Origin of the sequence: Streptomyces sp. 13-12-16 (assembly GCF_002114215.1) — a bacterium.
Classification (GTDB): domain Bacteria; phylum Actinomycetota; class Actinomycetes; order Streptomycetales; family Streptomycetaceae; genus Streptomyces.
Map to the genome: position 1 here is coordinate 1 of NZ_NCTE01001005.1, position 2,529 is coordinate 2,529.

1 protein-coding gene is annotated in these 2,529 nt (G+C 72.8%); it reads left to right on the forward strand.

Translation table 11 applies throughout. The features are described 5' to 3' along the window. Positions 1-2,529: SDR family NAD(P)-dependent oxidoreductase (locus tag B7767_RS34060; protein WP_143652778.1), on the forward strand; the 2,529-nt coding region annotated here is incomplete at both ends.

Below are 2,529 nucleotides of genomic sequence, written 5' to 3' on the forward strand. Positions count from 1 at the left end.
GGTGGAGGCGACGGAGGCGGAGGTGCTGCCGCACCTGACGGGTGAGGTGTCGGTGGCGGCCGTCAACGGGCCTTCTTCGGTGGTGGTTTCGGGTGTCGAGGCGGCGGTGGAGGCCGCGGCGGAGGTGTTCCGCGGGCTGGGTCGTCGTACGTCCCGGCTGCGGGTGTCGCACGCCTTCCACTCTCCGTTGATGGAACCGATGCTGGAGGAGTTCCGCACGGTCGCCGAGGGGCTGACCTACAGCGACCCGCTGCTGCCCGTCGTCTCCAACGTGACCGGACGCATCGCCGCACCCGGCGAACTCACCACCCCCGCCTACTGGGTGACCCACGTCCGCGAGGCCGTGCGCTTCGCCGACGGAGTCCAGGCACTGCGTGCCGCCGGGGTGGGCCGCTGTGTCGAGGTCGGCCCCGAAGCGGTGCTGACCGGCATGGCCCGCACCTGCCTCGACGGCACCGATGTCCTGCTGCTGCCGGTCGCCCGCAGGGGCCGGGAGGAGGTCGGCGCCCTGCTCACCGCCCTCGGGCACCTGCACAGCGACGGAGCTCCCGTCGACTGGGCCGCGTACTTCGCCGGCACCGGCGCGCGGACCGTGGACCTGCCGACCTACGCCTTCCAGCGGCAGCGCTACTGGCTGAACGCCACGGACGGTGCCACCGCGGTCCCCGCCGGCGCCGGTCTGGAGGCGTCCGATCACCCGTTGCTGGGTGCGGTGGTGGCGTTGCCGGACTCGGGTGGTGTGGTGCTGACGGGCAGGCTGTCGGTGGAGGCGCAGCCGTGGCTGGCCGATCACGTCGTCCTGGGCCGCACCCTGCTGCCCGGCGCGGTGCTGGTCGAACTCGCCCTGACCGCTGGTGAGGCTGTGGGCTGCGCGACGCTGGACGAACTGGCCCTGGCGGCCCCGCTGGTGCTGCCCGAGCGGGGCGGCGTCCAGGTGCGTGTGGTGGTCGGCCCGGAGAACGGCGGACGCCGTACGGTCGCCGTCTACTCGCGCTCCGAGGACACCGCGCAGGACTGGTCCACCCATGCCTCCGGTTTCCTGGTGGGGGGTGTGGTGCCGGCGGGGTTCGATCTGGTGCAGTGGCCTCCGGTGGGTGCCGAGGTGGTGCCGGTGGAGGGTGCGTACGAGGTCTTCCGGGAGCGTGGTTACGGCTACGGTCCGGTGTTCCGGGGGTTGCGTGCGGCGTGGCGTCGGGGTGAGGAGCTGTTCGCCGAGGTCGCTCTCGACGAGGCGGCGGACGGTGGTGGGTTCGGTCTGCACCCGGCGTTGCTGGACGCGGCGATGCACGCGGCGATCCTGAACGACGGTGAGGGCGAGACGGTGATTCCGTTCGCCTGGAACGGCGTGCGTCTGCACGCGGTCGGCGCCTCCGCCGTCCGCGTCCGCATCGGGGAGTCCGACGACGGCGGAATGCGGCTCGCGATCGCCGATGCGACCGGTGCGCCGGTGATGTCGGTCGGTTCCATGGTGGGCCGGCCGGTGTCGGTGGGGCAGCTGGGTACGGCGTCCGGGGACGCGGGTGCGCTGTACGGCATCGAGTGGGTGCCGGGAGACTCCGCCGCACCTGCCGCCGATGTGACGTGGACGCTGTGGGAGGAGTTGCCGGTGGACGGTGAGGTGCCGGCCACGGTGGTCCTGGACTGTGGCGGTGTTTCTTCGTCTGCTGCTGGTGTGGGGGTGCCGGTGGGTGTGCGGTCGGTGGTGCACCGGGTGCTGGGTGTGGTGCGGGAGTGGCTGGCCGGTGAGCGGTTCGCGGGTTCGCGTCTGGTGGTGGTGACGCGGGGTGCGGTTGCGGTCGGTTCGGCCGGTGATGTGGTGCAGGCTCCGGTGTGGGGTCTGGTGCGTGCGGCGCTGGCGGAGAATCCGGGCCGTTTCGCCCTGGCCGACGTCGAGGCGGGCGCGGACGCCGATGTGGACGTGGCCGTGGCGGCGGTGGTCGCGGGTGAGCCGGAGGTGGCGGTGCGGGAGGGTGCGGTGCTGGTGCCGCGGCTGACCCGCCTGCCGTCGCCCGCGTCGGAGGATGTGCCCGCGCTGGACGCCCCGGGCGCGGTTCTGATCACGGGTGGTACGGGTGGTCTGGGTGCGGTGGTCGCCCGTTATCTGGTGGCCGAGCGTGGGGTGCGGGACCTGGTCCTGACGTCCCGGCGCGGACCGGACGCTCCCGGCGCCGGCGAACTCGCCGAGGAACTCACCACGCTCGGCGCGCGGGTGGAGATCCTGGCCTGCGACATGTCCGACCGGGACACGGTCACCCGGCTCGTCGGCTCCCTGGCCTCCGACCGTGGTCTGTTGGCGGTGGTGCATGCTGCGGGTGTGGGTGACAACGGGCTGGTGGGTGCGTTGTCGCCGGAGCGGGTGGACGGTGTGCTGGCGCCGAAGGCGGATGCGGCGTGGTGGCTGCACGAGGCCACTCGTGGGCTGGACCTTGCCGCGTTCGTGTTGTTCTCGTCGGCGGGTGGTCTGGTGCTGACGGCGGGGCAGGGCAATTACGCGGCGGCGAACGTGTTCCTGGACGCGTTGGCGGCGCG